Raw genomic sequence first — 16,362 nt, 5'->3', positions numbered from 1 at the left:
GGCCGGACGGCAGAGCAGCCGGCCGAGCAGCCGGCCGAGCTGACGACAGGCGGGCACGAGGCGGGGGGCCGACGCGACCGGGTGGTCGCGTCGGCCCCTGCCGTCGAGGAGGCGCGGCTGCGGACTAGACGTCGCGTCGCTTCACGAGGGCGAGCGCGATCGCGAACAGCACCACGACCCAGCCGACCAGCACGAGCAGCGCCTGCCACGGCTCGAGCACGAGCGAGCCGTCGAGGCCCGGCAGCGCGGTGAGCGACTGCCCGTCGACCGGGTAGTCGTAGACGCGCGTCGCGGCCTGCGGCGGGATGAACTCGTAGAGCGAGTAGATCCACGACTTCGCGATCAGCGCCTGGCCGATCGAGAAGATGATCGGCAGCACGAAGACGATGCCGATCGCCGAGGCGATCGCGCCGGCCCCGTTGCGGATGATCGCGCCGAGACCGAAGGCGATCATGGCGATGAAGCCGATGGTCGCGGCGCCGCCGAGCATCGACAGCCAGATGCGACCGTCGGCGAGGTCCGTGTCGACGCCCGAGCTCGAGAGCAGCGGCGTGGACACGAGCAGCGCGACGGCCAGCGCGAGGGCCGACACGACGAAGGTCGTGACGCCGATGAGCAGGACCTTGGCGACGAGCGCCGCCGTGCGGCGGGGGACGGCCGCGAAGGTGGAGCGGACCATGCCTGTGCTGTACTCGCCGGTGATGACGAGGGCGCCGAGCACCGCGGCGACGAGCTGTGCGAACGGTACGCCGATCGTGGCGACGCTGACGGCGAGCGACTGCTGCTGCTCGTCGGTGGCCGGTGCCCCCTCGAAGCCGGACGCGAAGGCGCCGAACAGCAGGGCGAAGCCGATCAGCAGCACCACGATCACCGCGAAGCACCAGGCGGTCGAGCGGAGGCTGCGGAGCTTGATCCACTCCGAGCGGAGCACGTGGGCGAACGAGACCCCCGAGCCCGCCGTGTGGGCGTGGGTCGTCGGGCGGGGCGTGGTGGTCGTGGTCATCGCGTCGCTCCCGACGTCGTGGCGGATGCGGCGTCGGCGGCCGCGGGGGCGCCTCCTGCGTGGGCTGTGCCTCCCGCAGGGACCGTGCCTCCTGCGTGGTACTCGACCGAGTCCTGGGTGAGGGTCATGTAGGCCTCCTCCAGCGATCGGACCAGCGGGGTGAGCTCGTGCAGCACGATGCCCTGGGCGGCTGCGGCCTCGCCGACCTGTGCGGCGGTGACGCCCCGGAGGTCGAGCGCGCCGTCCTCGGTCGTCGTCACGACGACCTCGGTGCGGCTGCGGAGCAGGTCGGACAGCTGGGCGAGGTGCGGGCTGCGCACGCGCACGCCGTCGCCGGACGCCTGGGCGATGACGCTGCTGACGGGGGCGTCGGCCAGGACACGGCCGCGACCGAGGACGATGAGGTGGTCGGCGGTCTGTGCCATCTCGCTCATCAGGTGCGAGGAGAGGAAGACGGTGCGGCCCTCGCCGGCGAGGTGGCGGGCGAGGGTCCGCACCCACACCACGCCTTCGGGGTCGAGGCCGTTGACGGGCTCGTCGAAGATCAGGGTCGCCGGGTCGCCGAGCAGCGCGGCGGCGATGCCGAGGCGCTGGCCCATGCCGAGCGAGAAGCCGCCGACGCGCTTCTTCGCGACGGACTCGAGGCCGGTCAGGGCGATGACCTCGCGGACGCGGGCCTTGCCGATGCCGTGCGTGGCTGCCATCGCGAGGAGGTGGTCGTGGGCGCTGCGACCGCTGTGGACGGCCTTCGCGTCGAGCAGCACGCCGACCTCGCGGAGCGGCGCGCGGTGGTCGGCGTAGGGGCGGCCGTTGACCGTCACCGAGCCCGAGGTGGGCCGGTCGAGCCCGACGATCATGCGCATGGTGGTCGACTTGCCCGCGCCGTTGGGGCCGAGGAACCCCGTGACGACGCCGGGTCGCACGGTGAAGCTGACGTCGTCGAGCGCCACCTTCGAGCCGTATCTCTTCGTGAGTGATCGAGCTTCGATCATGGGGGTGCCTCTCGTCGTCGTGCGGGTGTCGTCGCCGCGGGCACGCATCGTCGCGTGCGGGGGCTGCCGACCTGCGTCGAGACTAGGAGAGGGGCACCGCCGCCGACATCCGCCGACCGGACGACACCCGGCGACCCCGGCCTGCGACCACCGGGGGAGGAGGCAGGCCGGAGGAGCCTGTCGTTACACTCGCCCGGTGACGACAGCCACCCTCCTCGCCTCCCTGCCCCTCGCCTCCGGCGGCTTCCTGCTCTTCGACCCCGAGGCGCTGCTGCCGGCGCTCGGCCCCTGGGCGCTCGCGGGCATCTCGCTGATGGTGTTCATCGAGTCGGGCGTGCTGTTCCCGTTCCTGCCGGGCGACTCGTTGCTGTTCACGGCCGGGCTGCTGCACGAGGCCCTCGAGCTGCCGGTCTGGCTGATCGCCCTCTGCGCCTTCGCCGCCGCGTTCCTCGGCGACCAGGTGGGGTACTTCCTCGGCAACCGCTTCGGCCGGCGCTGGTTCAAGCCCGACGCGCGTGTGCTGAAGACGGCCCACCTCGCCAAGGCCGAGGCGTTCTTCGCCAAGTACGGCGGCCTCTCGCTCATCCTCGGCCGCTTCGTGCCCATCGTGCGCACCTACGTGCCGCTCGCCGCGGGCACGGCCGGCTACCGCTACCCGGCGTTCCTCGCGTTCAACGTCATCGGCGCGTTCCTCTGGGCCGTGGGCCTCACGGTGCTCGGCTCGCTCCTCGGCGGGGTGCCGATCATCGCCGACCACATCGACGTCTGGGCGATCGTGATCGTGCTCGTCTCGGTGCTGCCGATCCTGATCACCGTGCTCCGCAAGGCGATCTCGGCGCGGCGCGCGACGCCCACGCCCGGCGCCTGAGCCGAGCTCGCCGGTCGTGACGTCGCCCGCCGACGTGCCAGCCCCGGGTCCTGAGCCGCTCGGCGTGGACGACGCCGTCGCGAGCCTCGTCGGCCTCCGGGCCCGGACGGGCCGTCGCGTCGTGGTCGGACTCGCGGGCGAGCCGGGCAGCGGCAAGAGCACGACCGCGACGCTGCTCGTCGATGTGCTGGTCGCGGCGGGCACCCCGGCCGTCGTCGTCCCGATGGACGGCTTCCACCTCGCCGGCGCGACCCTCGCCCGCCTGGGCCGGCTCGATCGCAAGGGCGCGATCGACACGTTCGACGGCACGGGCTGGCTCGCCCTCCTCCGTCGCATCCGACGGGTCGAGCTCGGCGAGACGGTCTGGGCGCCCGACTACGTCAGGGGCCTCGAGGAGGCGGTGGCCGGTTCGATCGAGGTCGCCCCCGACGTCGAGGTCGTCGTCGTGGAGGGCAACTACCTGCTCGTCGACGACGAGCCGTGGCGGAGCGCCCGCGCCGAGCTCGACCTCGTCTGGTGGGTGGAGGTGCCGCAGCCCGAGAGGCTGCGGCGGCTCGTCGCGCGGCACGTGCGGCACGGCATGGCCGACGAGGCGGCGCTCGCCTGGGCGACCGGGCCCGACGAGCGCTCGGCCGCGCTCGTGCGGGCCACCCGCCCCCGTGCCGACGGCGTGCTCGCAGGCTGACCCCGGGCCCTGGCCCTGGCCCTGGTCGGTGTCCATGGCGTCGGTGGCCGTCCGTAGGGTGGTGAGCCATGCGCCTCTACCTCATCAGACACGGTCAGACCCCCGACAACATCCGCGGCGAGCTCGGCACGACCGTGCCCGGCCCGGGCCTCACCGACCTCGGCCTCGAGCAGGCCGCCGCGCTGCCCGAGGCGCTCGCAGCGGCGGGCATCGGCGCGATGTCGACCAGCACCATGCTGCGGACGCAGCTGACCGCCGCGCCGCTCGCCGCCTCCCTCGGCCTCGTGCCGACCGTCCGTGACGGCCTCCGCGAGGTCGAGGCGGGCGAGCTCGAGCTCCGCTCCGACCAGGAGGCCGTGTCGACCTACCTCGGCACCGTGCTGCGCTGGGTCGACGGCGACCTCGACGCCTGCGTCCCCGGCGCCGAGGACGGCCACGCGTTCTTCGCCCGCTTCGACGGCGCGGTCGACGAGGCCTGCGCCGCTGGCCACGACGTGGTCGGCGTCGTCAGCCACGGGGCCGCCATCCGCGGCTGGGCGGGGCGACGTGCCTCCAACGCCGACGCCGCGTTCGTGCGCGCCCACCAGCTCGCGAACACCGGCGTGGTCGTGCTCGAGGGGTCGCTCGACGAGGGGTGGGCGCTCGTCGAGTGGGCCGGCGAGCCCGTCGGCGGCGCCCTGCTCGACGACCCGGCCGCGAGCGACCCGACCGGTGAGGCCGTCTGACCTGCGATCCGCGCGACGGGTCGACCGGCTGACCGGCCACGCTCGCTGCGCCCGGATCGGGGGACAGATCACGGGGTCGATGTGACTCGTGTGACTCGAGTGAAGTCTTGTGGCCCCAGCTCTGGGGGTCGTCGGGTGACACCTGAACCTTCTACCTCGGGTTTACCCTCGCCCTCTTCCGCCGTAGGGTGGTCACGCATCCGACCTCGGTGACGAGCTGCCGACAGGCAGCTCGACGCAGGTCGCCCCCCTCGAGTCAGGACACGACCACGTGAGTTCTCCGCTGCCTGCACCGCTCCTGCCGGCCCTGCGTTCGCGCAGCGCGTTCGCCGTCGTCTCGACGTTGCTCCTCGCGCTCGTCTTCGTGGTCGCCGGTGTCGTGGTCGGCGGCTCGCCCGCACGCGCGGCGACCTACCCGACCTGGGACGACGTCAAGGCCGCCCAGGCGAACGAGTCGTCCAAGCAGGCACAGATCTCCGAGCTGCAGGGCCTGCTCGACCAGCTGCAGTCCGACGCGGTGAACGCGCAGGCCGAGGCCGAACGCCTGGGCGCCGCGTTCCAGGCCGCTCAGGACCTCGCCGACCAGGGCGCCGCGAAGCTCGCCGAGCTGCAGGCGCAGGTCGACGAGAAGAACGCGATCGCGGACGAGAGCGAGAAGCGCGCCGGCCAGGTCTCGGCCCAGCTCGCCCGCACTGGCGGCGGCGACGTCTCGACGCAGCTGGTCGGCGACGGCGAGGCCGCCGACGACCTCCTCTACCGTCTCGGTGCCATGAGCAAGATCACCGAGCAGGCCGACGGCATCCGTGAGCAGGCCGTCTCCGACCGCAACGTGGCCCAGTCGCTCGGCGACCAGGCCGCGGTCGCGAAGCAGGCGCTGGTCGGCCTCCGTGACACGGCGCAGGTCTCGATGGACGAGGCGCAGGCCGCGGCCGACGCCGCCACGGCCGCGGTGACCGCTCAGCAGGAGAACGAGTCGCGCCTCCAGGCCCAGCTGGCCGTGCTGCAGGACACGACCGCACAGACGCAGGAACAGTACGAGGCCGGTGTCGAGGCGGAGCGTCAGCGCGTCGCCGCCGAGCAGGCCGCCCGAGCCGCCGAGGCCGCCCGCCAGGCGGAGGAGCTGCGTCAGCAGCGTGCCGCCGCCGCGGCCGCGGCTGCTGCGGCGGCCGCCGCGCGTCCTGCCCCGAGCGCCGGCGCCCCTGCCCCTGCTCCGGCGGCGCCCCCGGTGTCGTCCGGCGGAGGCGGCGGGTCGGGATCCGGCTCCGGCTGGGTCCGCCCCAGCGGCGGCGGCATCTCGAGCGGCTACGGCTACCGCGTCAACCCCGTCTCGGGCCAGTGGAAGCTGCACGACGGCGTCGACCTCGCGCCCGGCTGCTCCACGCCGATCTACGCGGCGGCCTCCGGCACGGTCAACTACGCCGGTGCCTACGGCGGCTACGGCAACTACGTGCGGATCGCCCACAGCGGCGGCCTCAGCACGGCCTACGGCCACATCGTCAACGGCGGCATCAAGGTGCGCAACGGCCAGTCCGTCGTCGCCGGCCAGCTCATCGCCCTCGTCGGCTCCACCGGCAACTCGACCGGCTGCCACCTGCACTTCGAGACGCGCGTCAACGGCGCCTCGACCGACCCGGTGCCGTTCATGGCCGCCCGGGGCGTCAGCCTGCGGTAGCGGGCCCCGGCTCACAGGCCCAGGCTGACCAGCCCCGGCCCCGGCCCGGCCCGGCCCCGGCTCCGGCTCCGGCGCGACGTGCACAGCGTGCAGGGAGCGTCCGGGCAGGGATGGCAGGATGTCGCGGTGACGAACACCGCTCCTCCTGCCCAGGTCTCTCCTCGACACCCACCCCTCGAGCCGGGCGTCCCCGCCGCCTCGTCCGGGGCGGCGCTGCACGTGCAGCACGTCGCGTGGGACGACCCCCGGGCCCTCGAGCTCCGGGCACGCATGGACGCCGAGATGAACGAGCGCTACTCCGACCCCGGCGTCGTGGAGGACCCGGCGGTCACGGCCGCTCGCGACGACGCCCTGCGCGTGCACCCCGAGCAGGTCCACGCGACCGTGCTCGTCACCGACGACGTCGGCCGTGCCGTGGCGCACGCCGTGCTGCGCGACCTCGACGGGGAGTGGGAGGTCAAGCGCGTCATCGTCGACTCGACCGAGCGCGGCCGTGGCCTCGGCCGGGTGCTGATGGCCGAGGTCGAGGCCGTCGCCCGGGCCGCCGGGGCGCCGCGGCTCATCCTGCAGACGGGCGACCGCCAGCCTGAGGCCGTCCGCCTCTACGAGCGTGTCGGCTACCGGCCGATCCCGACCTACGAGCCCTACGTCGAGGCGCTCCCGAACTCGATCTGCTTCGAGAAGGTGCTGGTCGCCCTCTAGGCTGGGCGCGATGATCACGCGACGAGACGCTGCCCTGCAGCTCGACATCCCGCTCGAGATGGCGGTGCGGCACGGCATCCCCGCGAGGCTGACGCTCGACGAGCTGCTCGCGCTCGAGAAGTCACCGCCCGCGTGGCTGCTGCAGTCCCGGGCCAACCGCACGGGCAAGCCCGTCTGGGTCGATCTCGCCTGCGTCGTGTGCGGCTACCACGAGGCCGCCCGGCCGAAGAAGTGGTGGCCCTCATGGACGCACCTCAGCTGCGACGACCACGGCGTGGACGAGCTGCCCGAGCCCGAGCAGGGCACGGCGCGCAGCGAGGTCGCCGGCGTGGGCAGCCGCTTCGTGGCCATCGTCGACGAACGGCCGTAGCCCCCGTCCTCGTGCCGAGCCGGTCAGTTCCGGCCGTGTCCCGAGACCGTCCGGCCGGTCAGTCGCGGTAGCCGACCGACGCCGGCGCGTCGAGGCCGGCCAGCAGGTGCACGAGCGCCTGGCGGGCGTCGTCGGCGAGCATCTGCCGCTGGATGTGCTGGTCGTGCCAGTGGACCAGGTCGGCCGGGACGACGTCGGCCGACCCCTCGGCCCGAGGCGCCTCGACCTCGTCGACCACGACGTAGCGGAACGCCCAGGGGTCGCCCTCGTCGGCGAGCGTGGTCCGGTGCCCGAGCAGGCGGCCCGTCGAGACGTCGACGAGGACCTCGTGGCCGGGGTCGCCGGGGTCGGGCAGGCGGACGTCGACCCGTCCGTGACCGGACTCGGCATCCGGCCCGGCGACGCGGGTGCCGAGGACCGCCGTGCCGGTCGTGTGCCCGGGGGCGCCGTCCGGATCGTTGACGACGTCGTCGTCCGCCGGCGTCGAGGTGGATCGAGGAGGTGCGCTCCGGTCGAGCCCCGACACGACGTCGTCGACCACCCGGGTCACCGCGACCTCGATCGCATCGCTCTCGGTCGCGAGGCGTCGCGCCGCATCGCGGAGCCACCCCTCGAGGACGACCAGGTCGTCGGACGAGAAGGGCTCCGGCTCGAGCGAGTGCACCGAGAAGTCGGCAGCCTCGACGGACCACTCCCACGACAGCACGACGCGCACCATCGCGGTGCTGCGGGGGAGCAGCGCCAGCACGCCTCGTCGCAGGCCGGGCGACCAGTGGAGCTCGGGGTCGTCGAGCAGGGGGCGGACGAGGTCGGCCGACGCCCTCGCGTCGTCCGGCACGTCGAACTCCGCCACCACGTCGCGCCAAGGGGTCGCCCGCTCCGGAACGACGTCGTGCTCGCGCCGGACGGTCAGGACCGTCGCGGGATCGTCGGCGAGTGGTCGTGGGCCCCGGGCGTCGGGGGCGTCACGGGCGGCAGGGTCGGCAGGCACGAGGACGGATCCTGCCACGCCGACCTCCGGCCGAGCCGAGTCGACCGGGCCGGGCCCGGCCGAACCGGGCCGAGACCCGACCCGACCCGGCGTGCCCCGCTAGAACGTCAGTTGGTCGGGCGAGTCGAGCGGCACCCACCCCTCGGGGAGCCCCGAGGGCGGCCGGACCGTCGGGACGACCTGCAGGGAGTCGGCCTCGGCCAGCTGCGCGAGCTCGAGCCCGGTCAGCGCGGCGATGTCGCGCACCGGCACCTGGAAGGTGCGGTACGGCCCGAGCGGGGGCAGCTCGCCCTCGTCGCCGGCCCGTGCGGTCGCCCGCCCGAGGTCGGCGTCGTCCAGCTGGGGCGACTGGTCGAGCATGTAGCCGGAGGTCCGCAGCGCGGCGCCGTCGCGTGTCGCCCAGGCCGCGATCTTCCAGAAGCGGAGCGGCAGCTGGACGCCCCGGTAGGTCGGGTCGTCGGGGTGCAGCACCGGACCGGTCAGCACGCTGAGGCGCTGCTGGTGCACGGCCGCGTACTCGAGCACGAGGTCCTCCAGGCCGAGCCAGAGCTCGGACGACTGGTTGAAGTCGCCCGCCTGCGGGGCCGCGTTCGTGTAGGTGAACGTGTCGAGGTTCGCGCGCGACGCGACCGCCGGCGTGCCCCAGACCGGGTCACGGCGTCGCACGAGGTGGCCGCGGTCGAGGTCGTTGCGGGCGTAGACCTCGGGCCCGCACTGCTCGTCAGCGGCGACGCGCTCGTCGAGGTGCCAGTCGTCGCCCCGTTCGAGGTCGACGAGCGAGGACCCGTCGACGTTCACCGCGGTCAGGGACGCGAGGCGCCGGCGCGGGTCGAGCAGCACGGTGAAGTGCGCGTAGGGCAGCTCGCGCACGGCACGCGGGCCGGGGCGGGGCAGCGGCACCTGCACGGCGAGGAACCCGGGGTCGTACCCGAGGGCGGCCGACGCCTCCGGCTGGTCGTCTGCGATCGTCATCCGCGCCTCCTGGTGCTCGGTCGGTGGTCTGGGTCCATCGTGCACCGCACCTCCGACACCGGTCCGTGCCCCCGAGCCGCCTCAGCTCAGGCGCGGGCGACGAGCGCCGTCTCGCAGAGCCGGCTCAGCTCGGCGGGGCCGCCGCGCCGCACGGCCGCCCGCTGCCGCTCGGCGCCCGTGCCGTCGGTCGTCACGCGGTCGAGCAGGGCACGTGTCCGCTCGTGGTCGCCCGACGCGTCGAGCGCGTCGCCGACGTGCACGAGGAGGCGGTGCAGCACCTCGCGGGATCCGCGAAGCTCCCCGGCGACGGGGTCGAGCAGCTCGCCGCCGAGCCCGTCGCGCGCGGCGTGCCAGAGGCCCGCGTCGAGCAGCTCGGGCTCGACCTCGAGCGGGGCGACGTCCGCCTCGGCCTCCTCGCGGGCCGTGTCGACGAGGGCGCGCACCAGGGTCGCGGCGAGCAGGGCCCCGCCCGTGTCGAGCTGGGCGTCGGCGACCCTGACCTCGACGGTGGGGTGGTCCTCGGCGAGCCGGGCGTTCCACCAGATCGTGCGCGTGTCGTAGGTGCCGCCGACGCCGACGAGCCGACGGATCCGCCGGTCGTAGTCGGCCGCGTCCGCGAAGGGAGGCGGGCAGCCGCCGGTCGACCAGCGCCGCATGTGCATCGCGCGCCAGCTCGCGAAGCCGGTGTCGGCGCCGTGCCAGTACGGCGAGTTGCCGGTGAGGGCGAGCAGCGTCGGCAGCCAGGTGCGGACCCGGTTCAGCACGGCCACGCCGACGTCCCGCGACGGCACGCCGACGTGGACGTGCGTCCCGTTGATGAGGTGGTCGGTGACGAGGCCGCGGAACTCCTCCTCGACACGGTGGTACCGCTCGGTGTCGGTCACCGCGGGCCAGCCGCTGCACATGAAGGGCGTGCCGACGGCCGCGGCGACGACGCCGCGGCTGCGGGCCTGGGCGGCGAGCCGCGTGCGGAAGGTCACGAGGTCCGCCTCGGCCTGGTCCATCTGCGTGAAGACGGGGCTCGACCGCTCGATCTGCGACGCCAGGAACTCGTGGCTGACGAACTTCGACTCGTGGGCCGAGCCGAGCAGCTCGGCGTGCACGGAGGCGGCGACGTCGGCCGGCGTCAGGGTCACGGGGTCGACCAGGATGAACTCCTCCTCGATGCCGAACGTCGTCATGCGGCCCCCTGTCGTCGGGGGGATGCTAGCGACCCGGCCGGGGAGCGCCCGCCGATCGGCCGAGAGGTGACCGTGACGACGGGGTACGCGCCTGGCGTGTGCGGGACGGGCGAGACACGCGGGCCGGGCGCCGAGCCGTCGCGGCCGGGCACGCGAAGGAGGCGCGGTGCAGGCGTGCCTGCACCGCGCCTCCTGGGCGGGACCCGTCCGACGTCAGTCGGCGAGGATCGCGTAGAGCGCGCGACGCGTCTCGTCGAGCTTGGCGGTGGCCGCCGCGCGCTGCGCGTCGGTCACGCCCGAGCGGAACTGCTGCACGACGCCGAAGAGCTTGCCGAGGCTCTCGCGGAACTCGTCCGAGGCCTCGTCCCCGGTCGTGGCGGCCCAGGCCGCCTCGACGGCGTCCGCGTGCTCGGCCACGTAGGTGCGGCCGGCCTCGGTGAGCGAGTACTCGCCCTTGGCGGCCTCGTCGCCCGCGACGATGAGCTCTTCGTCGACGAGCTGCTGCAGCGTGGGGTAGACCGAGCCGGGGCTCGGCTTCCAGACGCCGTCGGTGCGCTCGGCGATGGCCTTGATCAGGCCGTAGCCGTTCGACGGAACGTCGGCGAGCAGCGACAGGACCGCGAGGCGGACGTCGCCCTTGCGGGCTCGGCCGCGGCCGCCGCGGTGGCCGCCGGGGCCGAAGCCGGGGAACCCGGGGAAGCCGCCGAAGGGGCCGGGGCCCCCGGGGCCGAAGCCGGCGCCGCCGGGGCGGCCGCCGCGGGCGAAGGGGCGGCCGAAGCGGCCGCCGCCGGCGAAGCGGTCGTGCTGGTCACGGTGGTCGGAGTGGTCGGGGTTCATGTGGTGTGCGTTGCCCATGGCGAACGTCCTCTCGATCTCAAGTCTGTGTCGCGGTGGTTGTCGCGATGTGTCAAAGATATGTCGCTGACTATCGCTTGTCAAGAGTCGGCAAAAAGAAGGAGGCGCACCCCGGTGGGGGTGCGCCTCCTCGGCCCTGCTCTCGACCAGTCGGCCGGTCGGGCGGTTAGCTGGCCGGTGCGACGCCGAACGCCGTGGCGAGCTTCTCGATCTTCTGCGCGCGGCCGAGACGGGGCAGGTCGCTGCCGTCGCGGATGACGCGGCCGCGGCCCTCGAAGTCGGCCAGGAAGTCCTGGGCCCAGGCGACGTCGGACGGCGTGGGGCTGATGACCTCGTTGATGACGGGCAGCTGCTCGACGTCGAGGCAGAGCTTGCCCGTCAGGCCGAGGGCGACGGCGACGCCCGCCTGCTCACGGAGCACGGGGTGGCTGCTGCCGACGGTGGGGCCGTCGATCGGGCCGGGCAGGCCGCCGATGCGGCTCGCGACGACCAGGCGGGAGCGGGGGTAGGCCATGGCGAGGTCGTCGGCGCTGGTGCCCGTGTCGCGGCGGTAGTCGCCGCTGCCGAAGGCCAGTCGGAAAGCGCCGCGCGCCTTGGCGATCGAGGGGCTCTCCTCGATGCCCAGCGCGGACTCGACCAGTGCGAGGACCCGCACCGCGCCTCCCAGCCGGTCGAACGTCTCGGTGACGTGCTCGGGCGCCTCGGTCTTGGCGAGCATGACGCCCTGGAGGCCCGGCAGGCCGAGGAGGGCGTCGACGTCGTCCGACCAGAAGTCGGTCGAGCGGTCGTTGATCCTGACCCAGGCGCTGCCGCCGGCCGTGAGCCAGGCGACCACGTCGTCGCGGGCGGCGGGCTTGCGGGCCGGGTCGACGGCGTCCTCGATGTCGAGCACGATCTGGTCGGCGCGGGAGCGCGCGGCCTGGTCGAAGCGCTCGGGGGCCGTGCCGGGCACGAGCAGCCAGGAGCGGGCGATGTCGGCCGGCGGCTTCGAGCGGCCGGTCGCGGTCGAGCCCGTCGTGGTCGAGTCCGTGGCGGCGGAGCCGGACGGGGCGGCGTCCGGGGCGCCGGCGGTGGTGGCTGTGTCGGTCATGGGACGTCCTCGTCTGTCTCGTCGTCGCGTCTCGCCGGCTCCGCTCGTCGCGGGCGGCGTGCTCCACCACGCTACCGGGCCGCCCGGAGCCCGCGGGCGACGGCGCGCAGCGACGCGCGGCCACGGGTCTCCGCTCGGCAGGCGAGGGGTCCAGCCCTGACGCGGCTGTCGGGCGTACCGTTCAGGAAGACCACAGGCGACACCCGGGGTCACGGAGCACCGGCGACGTGCCCCTGGGGCGTCGCGAGGCCACGATCACGAGGAGCTGCCATGACCGACGCGAACACCCCGAGAGACCGCGCCGACGAGGGCGACGCCCGCGACCGCGCCCCGCGCGAGCCCGCCCGCGACCCGCTCGACGACGCACCGCTGACCCGCGACGACCACGACCCGGACGCCGACACCGACACCGACGATCGTCGTGCCGCCGACGGCCCCGCCGTCGACTTCGGCGCCCCGGCCGCCGATCGACCCGCCGTCGACTTCGGCTCGCCCGCCGCGTCCGACGGACCCGCCGAGCCTGCCGTCGCACCCGAGGACCGTGTCGAGGACTCAGGTGCCGACGACCGCGACGACGCCGCCGGCCGTCGTGCCGACGACACGTCGACCACGTCTCCTGACTCGTCGACGGACCCGGCCGCGCCGCCTGCGGTCGCGTTCGGCGACGCCCCCGCTGACCGGTCGAGCGACACGGACTCGGCCGACGTCGACCGTTCAGGCGACGACGACGTCCGTGCCGGCGACGGCGCGTTCGCGGCACCGGCCGCGACGACGACGCCTGAGTCCTCGACCGGCGACGAGCACCTCTCGACCTCCGACGAGCGTGCGTCGTCCGACCACGCCGACACCGAGGTCCTCCACGACCGCGTCGAGCCCGCACCCCGCGACGACGCCGACACCACCACCGCCCGTGCGGACGACCCGGACGGTCGTGACGACGAGGCCCGCGTCGTCCCGCCCGTCGTCGCCCCGACGCCCCCCGCGTCGCGTGCCTGGTCCGCCTCGCCCCAGGACGACTCGGGCCGTCCCCTCCACGACGACGACGCCCTCCGCGCCGCCGAGGCCCACCGTGCTCCGGGCGAGGACGGCTCGCGCGTCGACGGCGACGCCGCGGACGACGGCGACCGACGCGACGACTCGCCGACCGTGGTCGCCCCCGTGGCGGCACTCGGCCGCGGCGACGACGCCCCCACCTCCTCCTGGCGCACCGACGACGGCCGTGTGGCCGGTCGTCCGGGGGGCGCCGGTCCGGCCACCGGGTCGCAGGCGTACCCGCTCGTGGCCGAGACCGCGGACCCCGTGGCCCTGCGCCGCGAGCTGCTCACGGAGCAGAAGCAGGAGTTCTCCGGCATCCGCCCCGGCGCCGGCCTCCTCGGCTGGTTGGCCGCGACGGGCTTCGGGGTCTCCGTGTTCGTCGTCTTCGCCGCGATCGCGTCCGCCGTCGTCGCCGCGTCGTCCGGCTCCAGCTCGGGGGGCTTCCGCGGCTACCTGGGCGAGAACGCCGAGGTCCTCTCGATCACGACCGGGATCGTCGTCCTCGTGATCGTCTTCGCCGGGTACTTCGTCGGCGGGTTCACGGCCTCCCGCGTCGCCCGGTTCTCCGGCTTCAAGCAGGGCCTGGCCACCTGGCTGTGGGGCCTCGTCATCACGATCGTCGTCGGGGTGGTCGGCGCCGTCGTCGGCGTCCAGGCCGGCGACCAGTCCGCGCCGAACCCGATGATCCCCTCCATGGACGACATGTCGTCGACCTCGGTCGAGTCGTTCGTGTTCCTGGGCCTCCTCGTGGTGCTGAGCTTCGTCGGGGCCGTCCTCGGCGGCCTCCTCGGACAGCGTTGGCACCGCAAGGTCGACCGCTTCGTGCCCGACCACCAGGTCTGATCCCCTCGGGTCCCGACGGCGGCAGGTCGCCGTCGGGCCCCGCCGTGAGCGGGTCCGGCAATCCGGCAGGGCCCCCGAGTCGAACCACCGACGCACCGAACCACCGACGCACCGAACCACCGACACCGGCCCGCGACGCCGCGCAGCAGCGACGACACGGGCAGCGACACGCAAAGGACCCTCATGCACCTCCTCGACCGCTCCTCCCTCGTCCGCAGCACCCTCGCCGTCGTCGCCGCGGGCACCCTCGTGCTCGGCCTCGCGGCCTGCTCGTCCACCTCCGACTCGGAGAGCAACAACACCGCGCCGACGCACCCCGTCAACGCGACCGAGCCCGCCGAGGAGTCGACGGAGGAGCCCCTGGCGACGATCCCCGCGCTCACGGGCGGCGTGGACACCCAGGTCGCCGTCGACGCCTCCTTCGTCGACGCTCTCGGCACCCTCGGCCTCACCCCCGGGGTCGTCGGCGACGCTACGTTCACCGACGGCACGTTCTCGTTCCCCATCACGGGCGGCAACGTGACCTACTACGACCCCGAGGGCGACGTGCGTCCCTACGTGCAGGGCAACATCGACCACGACGACTCGGGCCTGTCGCTCACCGCCGCCGACGGCACGGTCGTCGAGCTGAGCGACTTCCGCATCGACCCGGGCGAGAGCAAGCTCTACGGCACCGTCACCGCGAACGGGACGATCGCGGCGCAGGACGCCTACCTCTTCACGCTCTGGGGCGGCACGCTCGAGCCCCTGAAGACCGAGGGGACGAACGCCGTCCTCGAGGGCACGACCGTGCACGTCAGCCCCGACGCCGCCGCCCTGCTGAACACCACGTTCGACACCGACGCGGTCCAGGACCAGATGCTCGTCGGCGTCGCGAAGATCACCGTCGCCACCCAGTAGCCCACCGGGTGCAGCCCGTCGGCACCCGTCGGCGTCGCCGAAGGAGCTCCGTCCCGCACCTGCGGGACGGGGCTCCTCTCGTCCCCGGCCTCCGCCTCCTCCGCGCCCCCTCGGCGCGAGGCCGGGCAGGGCTCTTTCGTCGTGCAGCAAGTGAAAGTTCGGCATGCCGAAACCTGTGTAGGGTCGACGCATGGCGACGACACGACCTCGAGGCTCCGCCGTGCAGGAGGCGCCCGTCCGCAACCCGGAACGGCACCCGTACCCGAGGCCGCGCGGCACCCTGCTCGGCCCGGCGTTCGTCGCCGCGATCGCCTACGTCGACCCGGGCAACGTCGCGGCGAACCTGACCGCCGGCGCCCAGTTCCAGTACCTGCTGCTGTGGGTGCTCGTCGCCGCGAACGCGATCGCGGTGCTCGTGCAGTACCTGTCGGCCAAGCTCGGCGTCGTCACGGGGCAGTCGCTGCCCGAGGTGATGGGCCGCCGGCTGCCTCGCCCGGCCCGGCTGGCGTACTGGGGCCAGGCCGAGGTCGTCGCGGCGGCCACCGACGTCGCCGAGATCATCGGCGGCGCGCTCGCCCTGCAGCTGCTCTTCGGCGTCCCGCTCGTCGTCGGTGGCCTCATCACGGGCGTCCTGTCGCTGGGGCTGCTGATGCTCACGCAGTACCGCGGGGGCCACGTCTTCCAGTCGGTCATCATCGGCATGCTGGCGATCCTCACCGTCGGCTTCTGCGCCGGCCTGTTCTTCTCGCCTCCGTCGGGTCCTGGCATGCTCGAGGGCCTGGTGCCGCGCTTCGAGGGCGCGCAGTCGGTGCTGCTCGCCGCCTCCATGCTGGGTGCGACCGTCATGCCGCACGCCGTCTACCTGCACTCTGCCCTCGTGCGCGACCACCACGGCACCGTCGCCGAGGGTGACGACCGTCGTCGGGTGCTGCGGGCCACGCGGTGGGACGTCGTGCTGGCGCTCGTCGTCGCCGGCGGGGTCAACATCTCGATGCTCGTGCTGGCCGCCTCGACGCTGCCCGGCCGCACGGGCACCGACACCATCCCTGGCGCCCACGACGCCATCCGCGACGCCCTCGGGCCGGTCGTGGGCGTGCTCTTCGCCGTCGGGCTGCTCGCGTCGGGCCTCGCCTCGACCTCGATCGGCTCGATGGCGGGCGCCGAGATCATGCACGGGCTGCTGAAGGTGCGGGTGCCCCTGTTCGTACGCCGCGTCGTCACGCTCGTGCCTGCCCTGGTGCTGCTCGCGACGGGCGTCAGCCCGACCTGGCTGCTGGTGCTGAGCCAGGTGGTGCTCAGCTTCGGGATCGCGTTCGCCCTCGTCCCGCTCGTCGTGGTGACGAGCGACGCCCGCCTGATGGGCACGGGGCGGAACGCGACCGGTACGCGCGTCACCGCATGGGCGGCGATCGCCGTCGTCATCGCGCTGAACGTCGCGCTGATCGTCCTGACGGTGACGGGCGGGGGCTAGGGGCCGC

At 74.1% G+C, this 16,362-nt stretch carries 16 protein-coding genes; 9 read left to right on the top strand and 7 right to left on the bottom strand.

The window, feature by feature from the left end; translation table 11 throughout:
* Positions 1 to 124 precede the first annotated feature (124 nt).
* Together EDF20_RS05595 and EDF20_RS05590 are read right to left on the bottom strand one after the other, a co-directional pair.
* On the bottom strand, positions 125 to 1,003 hold the full coding sequence (locus EDF20_RS05595; RefSeq protein ID WP_133737935.1) for an ABC transporter permease subunit: 879 nt from the start codon (positions 1,001 to 1,003) through the stop codon (positions 125 to 127).
* Entirely contained in the window at positions 1,000 to 1,995 is a 996-nt protein-coding gene (locus EDF20_RS05590; protein WP_133737934.1) for an ATP-binding cassette domain-containing protein, read from the bottom strand. The genes EDF20_RS05595 and EDF20_RS05590 overlap by 4 nt, the downstream gene beginning before the upstream one ends.
* 196 nt (positions 1,996 to 2,191) lie before the next feature.
* Between EDF20_RS05590 and EDF20_RS05585 the strand changes: the two genes are divergently transcribed.
* The 6 genes from EDF20_RS05585 (at position 2,192) to EDF20_RS05560 (ending at position 7,017) form a co-directional block, all read left to right on the top strand.
* Entirely contained in the window at positions 2,192 to 2,863 is a 672-nt protein-coding gene (locus tag EDF20_RS05585; protein ID WP_133737933.1) for a VTT domain-containing protein, read from the top strand.
* A gap of 64 nt (positions 2,864 to 2,927) precedes the next feature.
* Positions 2,928 to 3,548 (top strand): nucleoside/nucleotide kinase family protein, encoded by a 621-nt coding sequence (locus tag EDF20_RS05580; protein ID WP_123546776.1) that lies wholly within the window; start codon positions 2,928 to 2,930, stop codon positions 3,546 to 3,548.
* A 68-nt stretch (positions 3,549 to 3,616) separates the two neighbouring features.
* On the top strand, positions 3,617 to 4,273 hold the full coding sequence (locus tag EDF20_RS05575; RefSeq protein ID WP_133737932.1) for a histidine phosphatase family protein: 657 nt from the start codon (positions 3,617 to 3,619) through the stop codon (positions 4,271 to 4,273).
* Positions 4,274 to 4,544: 271 nt separating this feature from the next.
* Positions 4,545 to 5,945, top strand: a complete 1,401-nt coding sequence (locus EDF20_RS05570) for a peptidoglycan DD-metalloendopeptidase family protein (RefSeq protein ID WP_133737931.1) — start codon at positions 4,545 to 4,547, stop codon at positions 5,943 to 5,945.
* 126 nt (positions 5,946 to 6,071) lie between these two features.
* Positions 6,072 to 6,647, top strand: coding sequence for a GNAT family N-acetyltransferase (locus EDF20_RS05565; protein ID WP_243833377.1), 576 nt, complete (start codon positions 6,072 to 6,074; stop codon positions 6,645 to 6,647).
* 10 nt (positions 6,648 to 6,657) lie between these two features.
* Positions 6,658 to 7,017 (top strand): hypothetical protein, encoded by a 360-nt coding sequence (locus tag EDF20_RS05560; RefSeq protein WP_133737930.1) that lies wholly within the window; start codon positions 6,658 to 6,660, stop codon positions 7,015 to 7,017.
* A 58-nt stretch (positions 7,018 to 7,075) separates the two neighbouring features.
* Here the strand turns inward: EDF20_RS05560 and EDF20_RS05555 are convergent, their stop codons facing one another.
* The 5 genes from EDF20_RS05555 to EDF20_RS05535 all read right to left on the bottom strand — a co-directional run bounded on the left by EDF20_RS05555 (position 7,076) and on the right by EDF20_RS05535 (position 12,106).
* Entirely contained in the window at positions 7,076 to 8,026 is a 951-nt protein-coding gene (locus tag EDF20_RS05555) for a hypothetical protein (RefSeq protein WP_133737929.1), read from the bottom strand.
* A gap of 81 nt (positions 8,027 to 8,107) precedes the next feature.
* Entirely contained in the window at positions 8,108 to 8,980 is an 873-nt protein-coding gene (locus tag EDF20_RS05550) for a DNA/RNA non-specific endonuclease (protein WP_133737928.1), read from the bottom strand.
* Between the two features lie 86 nt (positions 8,981 to 9,066).
* On the bottom strand, positions 9,067 to 10,161 hold the full coding sequence (locus EDF20_RS05545; protein ID WP_133737927.1) for a glutamate--cysteine ligase: 1,095 nt from the start codon (positions 10,159 to 10,161) through the stop codon (positions 9,067 to 9,069).
* 213 nt (positions 10,162 to 10,374) lie between these two features.
* Positions 10,375 to 11,016: a PadR family transcriptional regulator gene (locus tag EDF20_RS05540; RefSeq protein WP_243833376.1), complete on the bottom strand. Its 642-nt coding sequence runs from the start codon at positions 11,014 to 11,016 to the stop codon at positions 10,375 to 10,377.
* 166 nt (positions 11,017 to 11,182) lie between these two features.
* Positions 11,183 to 12,106, bottom strand: a complete 924-nt coding sequence (locus EDF20_RS05535; RefSeq protein ID WP_133737926.1) for a CoA ester lyase — start codon at positions 12,104 to 12,106, stop codon at positions 11,183 to 11,185.
* A gap of 270 nt (positions 12,107 to 12,376) precedes the next feature.
* Here EDF20_RS05535 and EDF20_RS05530 point away from each other — a divergent pair, with 270 nt between their 5' ends.
* The 3 genes from EDF20_RS05530 (at position 12,377) to EDF20_RS05520 (ending at position 16,355) form a co-directional block, all read left to right on the top strand.
* The gene (locus EDF20_RS05530; protein ID WP_133737925.1) at positions 12,377 to 13,984 is read left to right on the top strand and encodes a hypothetical protein; all 1,608 of its coding nucleotides are present in this window, start codon (positions 12,377 to 12,379) and stop codon (positions 13,982 to 13,984) included.
* A gap of 183 nt (positions 13,985 to 14,167) precedes the next feature.
* Complete coding sequence (locus EDF20_RS05525) at positions 14,168 to 14,884, top strand: hypothetical protein (RefSeq protein ID WP_123546766.1); 717 nt, start codon at positions 14,168 to 14,170, stop codon at positions 14,882 to 14,884.
* A gap of 190 nt (positions 14,885 to 15,074) precedes the next feature.
* Positions 15,075 to 16,355, top strand: a complete 1,281-nt coding sequence (locus tag EDF20_RS05520) for an Nramp family divalent metal transporter (protein ID WP_133737924.1) — start codon at positions 15,075 to 15,077, stop codon at positions 16,353 to 16,355.
* Positions 16,356 to 16,362 lie beyond the last annotated feature (7 nt).

The sequence above is a fragment of the Frigoribacterium sp. PhB116 genome (assembly GCF_004364285.1).
Classification (GTDB): Bacteria; Actinomycetota; Actinomycetes; order Actinomycetales; family Microbacteriaceae; genus Frigoribacterium.
Note: the sequence above shows the minus strand (reverse complement) of the source record. Positions and strands in the feature narration are given on the sequence as shown.

Excerpts from the sequence above, each read along its gene's own strand:
- EDF20_RS05595 (WP_133737935.1), bottom strand. The coding sequence starts at position 1,003 with ATGACCACGACCACCACGCCCCGCCCGACGACCCACGCCCACACGGCG.
- EDF20_RS05590 (WP_133737934.1), bottom strand. The coding sequence starts at position 1,995 with ATGATCGAAGCTCGATCACTCACGAAGAGATACGGCTCGAAGGTGGCG.
- EDF20_RS05575 (WP_133737932.1), top strand. The coding sequence starts at position 3,617 with ATGCGCCTCTACCTCATCAGACACGGTCAGACCCCCGACAACATCCGC.
- EDF20_RS05560 (WP_133737930.1), top strand. The coding sequence starts at position 6,658 with ATGATCACGCGACGAGACGCTGCCCTGCAGCTCGACATCCCGCTCGAG.
- EDF20_RS05550 (WP_133737928.1), bottom strand. The coding sequence starts at position 8,980 with ATGACGATCGCAGACGACCAGCCGGAGGCGTCGGCCGCCCTCGGGTAC.
- EDF20_RS05545 (WP_133737927.1), bottom strand. The coding sequence starts at position 10,161 with ATGACGACGTTCGGCATCGAGGAGGAGTTCATCCTGGTCGACCCCGTG.
- EDF20_RS05540 (WP_243833376.1), bottom strand. The coding sequence starts at position 11,016 with ATGGGCAACGCACACCACATGAACCCCGACCACTCCGACCACCGTGAC.
- EDF20_RS05535 (WP_133737926.1), bottom strand. The coding sequence starts at position 12,106 with ATGACCGACACAGCCACCACCGCCGGCGCCCCGGACGCCGCCCCGTCC.
- EDF20_RS05530 (WP_133737925.1), top strand. The coding sequence starts at position 12,377 with ATGACCGACGCGAACACCCCGAGAGACCGCGCCGACGAGGGCGACGCC.
- EDF20_RS05525 (WP_123546766.1), top strand. The coding sequence starts at position 14,168 with ATGCACCTCCTCGACCGCTCCTCCCTCGTCCGCAGCACCCTCGCCGTC.
- EDF20_RS05520 (WP_133737924.1), top strand. The coding sequence starts at position 15,075 with ATGGCGACGACACGACCTCGAGGCTCCGCCGTGCAGGAGGCGCCCGTC.